This window comes from Clostridium sp., from assembly GCF_036569345.1.
Classification (GTDB): domain Bacteria; phylum Bacillota; class Clostridia; order Clostridiales; family Clostridiaceae; genus Clostridium_AD.
Window position 1 is genome coordinate 1 of the sequence record NZ_DATCQT010000155.1, and the last position, 4,771, is coordinate 4,771.

Below are 4,771 nucleotides of genomic sequence, written 5' to 3' on the forward strand. Positions count from 1 at the left end.
AAATCTACTTCCAAAATAAAAGCTATTTACTTAAGATAATAAATTCGCCTGTCATAAAAAAATATATGTAAAGTAAACCCGTTCAATTAGTTTGTTATTAGTTATTTTGAGTTTAACACAAAGGATATTGTGTTAAACTCACATAAAACCTCAAAACCATTGAAAACACTAGCTTTGGTTAAATATATCATTGATATATTTCAATAAAGTAAGTTTAAGTTTAACATAATGTAGGGCGATGTATAATTGAAATTAACATATTGGTTTAAATAATAGGTCAAGTGTTATTACTTATCATATCTTTTGCAAAATTGTAAGAGTGCTACACTTAGCATATCTTGCTTCTTTATAAATTTATGTTTATCACATATTGCTTCAAATCTTTTGAATGTATCCTTATAAACTTTTAAATATTTTACAACAACATCACCTTTTAAATCATTAGAGAATTCATTTATATCTATTTGCTCATTTAAAGTATTGCTTTCTAATTTCTCTTTTGTTATTTTACTTTTGTACCACTCTATCATATTAAATAAATCATCTTTTACACTTACAATCTGTTTAATACCAGTCATTTCATTAGTCATTGGTAGACCTTCGGCATTTTTATTACTTTCGTAATATTTTTCCCTATCCTTTTTTTTCTCTACTAACTTCTCACTTTTAGGTGTTATAATTTCAATAGTATCTTCTACTTTTTCTGCTACTACTTCTTCTACAAAATTATCATTTATGTCGTATAAATAGGTTGAAGAATTATATTTTATTCCCCTTGCTTTTGTTTTTAATGTCTCACTAAAATCTTTTCTGCTAATCGAAAACTTACGAATAAATTTATCTGTTACAATTTTCTTTTCTTTTAACCTGTTTTTGTTTGCAATTGTATTTTGATTTATTGCTCTTGCTATCTCGACTATACGTAAATAAGATAAATTTAGGACTTTAGCATTACTCATAACGGACACCACCTGTTTTATTACTTTAGTAATTTTTCCTAAACGCATTTAAACAAATGTTAATGCGTTTTATTAATATAGAAATATTACTTTAGTAATATTTCTATATATAGTTAGTTTTTCCTTTAAAACTAACTATATTCCTACAATTATAGTAGAAGTACTTTCTCCGTCGAATATTTATTTAGATAATTTAAAGTACTACAGGACAAGAGAAATGGAAGTGGTCAATTAGCATAGTAAGGAAATTTGTATGCCAATTGACAAGGTGTCCATTACTCTTGTCCTGTCTAAGCCTTTTATTTTTTTACCTAAAAACTATAATTTTTTTATAACTTGATATTCTATTAAAAGATAAAATATATTTTCACTTATACGAAAATGATTATTTGTAATGGGCCATTTTACCGTATATCCGTTTTCTTCACGTTCATTCATAAATTCGTTATATAAAAGTTCTAGTTCTTCTGTAGTATCTGCTTTTAATATTTTTATTTTACTTGTTGATGCCATTAGTTAAACCCTCCCTCTTTAAATATGGTACATAAATCTTTAATTAGATTTAATGATGATTTTATTATGTTTGGCGAAAAACATTTGCCACCCTACTTCAATTATTTTATTTGCTCATTTTATAGATTCATATTTCTTTATGAATCTATAAAATGTTGATTGATTTATGTTTAATAGCTTTGAAATTTCAGCTACTGTTTCTTCTTTGTTTTTCCACTTAATATAATACTTTTCGAAATCTTGAGGTAAATTTCTTTTAATCTTAGTTATTTTTTTTACACCGTCAGGACTTAGTAAGAATCCTTGTCCTTTACCCATTCTTCTAAAATCTACGTCTTCAATTAAACCAAAATTAGTTAATTTTAATCTTCCTTTTAAAGTATTAATTGAAATTTCATATTCAAGAGACACTTCATGAATTGTTTTAATATCTATTAATTTCATATTTTATACCCCTCTTTTCTAGGTGCTAAAATCTAGCACCTAGAATTTTAAATTGATTCTATATTGAATTTTTAATTATATAAATTAGCACTACATATTAACCATTTGTTACCTACTTTTTCAAAATAAAAAGTTGTAGTTATAGGACTATCTGGATTACCTAAAACAGTTTTATCAACTGACATAACTGGTTTATTTAATGTGTATGTTTCAACAATACTAGCATGTGTTGAATCTCCAACACTTGATGATTCTATTGCAAGATCATTCTTCATTATTCCTCTTGATTGAGGCTTTGTACCATTTATATTCCACATTTGTTCAGCATCTTTTAATTCGCTTTCCACATCATTATCACTACTTAAAAATTTACTCATATCACTATTAGCGTAGTATGCCATTAAAAGCTTTTTTGTTTGACTTTGTAATTGTTGTTCAAGTCCTTTTGTCATCTTAAAATCTGCACTAACTTTTGTACCTACCGCTACTTCATTAAGATTTATGTCTGATGCTCCAACTAATTTTAACTTAACAGTGTAATTCCCGGTAAAAATATTGCTTATTTGGTAGTTATCCATTTTTGTTTTATAAACTTCAGTTGTTCCAGTAAGACCAGTAGCAGCGCTACTCCCATTTTCTGTATTTTCCGCTAAGTTGTTAACTTTTTTACCATTTACAAATATCTCTGTACCCTTTGGTACATCAAACCCCCAATCTTTTGAAGTAAAATTTTTAGCATTTATTTTAAATTTATTAAAAATCAAAAACTCCTTACCAGTTTGCTCAACTTCTGCAACAGATGTAACCCCATTTGCTTGTACTTCATAAGTTGTTGCGTTAGAAGTTATATCTTTAGACTCCTCAAAATCCTCTTTATTAAAATCTTTTATACTGTAATTTTTGAAATTTTGTTTTTCAACTGATTTTATAAACATATCTTCATTTAAGAAATCATTATCTGTGTTGGATAACATTTTATAAGCATTTTGGTAATCTTTATTAGCAAGATATGTATAGTATTGGTTTACTGATTTTTGAGGTGTATACTTTGATTGTAATACTTTATACCCAGTAAATCCACCCACTAAAACCACTAAAATTATTACAAGTTTTATTGTTTTTTTTATATTTGTTTTTGAATCTAAGACTTTAGTTTTGCTTTTTCTATTTGTATTATTTGCTTGGCTAAATTGTAAATTTGTTTCTTGATCCTCAACTGTCGAAGCAATTTCATTATTCACAACTGTAGCATTTCCACACTTTCCGCAAAACTGGTCTTTTCCTTCAACTCCACATACTGGACAATATGTATTACTTGCAACCGTTGCCCCTCCACAATTCTCGCAAAATTTATCTTCTGTTTCGATTTTACATTTTAAACAAAACACTTTCTACCATTCCTTTCTACTATTTTTTATTATGTATGCTTTGCACTCTTTCCATATAATTAGTACTCCATGCGTAATTATCGCTTGAAAGCCCTCGATTATTACCTAGTACATTCTCAAAATAATTTATTCTATATGCCACTAATGGTCTTAGTTCTACGAATAGCCTAGATACGTCTTTATCTCCTAGTTTAAATACATATAACTTATCTAAATAACTTAGCATATCGCTCGACAATCCTTGCTTATGCGTTGCTCTATCTGCTTTTATAAATATTTTTCTTTCGTAAAGCATATAAAATAAGTTTGTCCATTTTTTAGTGTAACGCCACAATACAAGCCTTATTATGCAGTAAAAACTGTAAGCCATTATTAACAGTAAATTTGAAAATACTGTATTTAAAGAAAAGCTACCACTATGAGTTACAGTTGCTAAAATATTACTGCTTAAAAGTCCCAAAGTTAGAGCGAATGGAGCAATTATTAAAAATAATATTGCACTTGCACGTCCTAATATTATATTACCATCATGTAATAGTCGTAAATTTGCTATATTAGTCTTTATTTGTGCAAATTCATTATAGATAACTGCTTTCAATTCTTCCCTTGGAAGTGTGTCTATTGCTCCCTTAGATACAAAAATTGAATTGCCATAAGAATTTATTTCTATATCAAGGCTATCATAAGTAAATATTTTAACTGTTCCAGTTAGATATTCAAATTTCATTTTTTCAATTTTTCTATCTAACAATTTAATCTTCTTTCCAGTAAGGTTATTTAATGCATCAGTAATTTTATATTGCATGTATACTGGCGAAGAATAACCCTTAATATCCGTTCTATCCTTCAACTCTTCAATTATTGGTTGTAAGATTTTTTCTTCCCTTCCTATTGTATTTCTACCATTTGCAAAGAAGGCAACGCAACGTTGTCCAACGCTTGAATACATGCTAAAAATTAAAATTATGTATAAGATTAAAGTTCTAATAGTCCCATTGAACGGGAGCCACTGAACGGGTACAAAGCAAGATAATCCAAATTGTAGAAACCCTATAAACACTAAATTTATAATTATATTAAATATTGGTATTAACCGTAACATTTTTTAATCCACCATCCTTATTTTTATTTTTGCATACCTAAATTCGGGTACTTTTATAAAAACTATTGCTTCACCTACTTTTAATTGCCCAAACTCTCTAGGTTTATAAACAAATTCTTCTTCTAAACTTACATTTGTACTACTTTGTTCTTGTTTTCCGCTTTCCTTACTACTTGAAAACATTGGTTTATATATATCCTTTGTACCAATCCCATTACTTAACGCTTGTTGAGAAGAAAAAACGTCTTGTCTTAAAGCTATTTTTACATTTGTACAACCCCATATTTGGTCTAATAACTTACTAGAATTATTAATTGTCATATCTGCTAATTCTTGAGTAGAAATTATATTTCTAAAACCATATG

The 4,771-nt window shown here is 27.7% G+C and carries 6 protein-coding genes; all 6 read right to left on the minus strand.

All coding sequences use genetic code 11. The features are described 5' to 3' along the window. Positions 1 to 287: 287 nt before the first annotated feature. Positions 288 to 959 (minus strand): hypothetical protein, encoded by a 672-nt coding sequence (locus VIM70_RS15755; RefSeq protein ID WP_331946731.1) that lies wholly within the window; start codon positions 957 to 959, stop codon positions 288 to 290. A gap of 318 nt (positions 960 to 1,277) precedes the next feature. Beyond that, positions 1,278 to 1,472, minus strand: coding sequence for a hypothetical protein (locus VIM70_RS15760; protein ID WP_331946732.1), 195 nt, complete (start codon positions 1,470 to 1,472; stop codon positions 1,278 to 1,280). 114 nt (positions 1,473 to 1,586) lie between these two features. Beyond that, entirely contained in the window at positions 1,587 to 1,916 is a 330-nt protein-coding gene (locus VIM70_RS15765) for a helix-turn-helix domain-containing protein (protein ID WP_331946733.1), read from the minus strand. A gap of 71 nt (positions 1,917 to 1,987) precedes the next feature. Then, positions 1,988 to 3,304, minus strand: coding sequence for a zinc ribbon domain-containing protein (locus VIM70_RS15770; protein WP_331946734.1), 1,317 nt, complete (start codon positions 3,302 to 3,304; stop codon positions 1,988 to 1,990). Positions 3,305 to 3,323: 19 nt separating this feature from the next. After that, the gene (locus tag VIM70_RS15775) at positions 3,324 to 4,406 is read right to left on the minus strand and encodes a hypothetical protein (RefSeq protein ID WP_331946735.1); all 1,083 of its coding nucleotides are present in this window, start codon (positions 4,404 to 4,406) and stop codon (positions 3,324 to 3,326) included. A gap of 3 nt (positions 4,407 to 4,409) precedes the next feature. Next, positions 4,410 to 4,771, minus strand: a 362-nt coding sequence (locus tag VIM70_RS15780; protein WP_331946736.1) for a TraM recognition domain-containing protein, incomplete at its 5' end; no start/stop codon positions are given.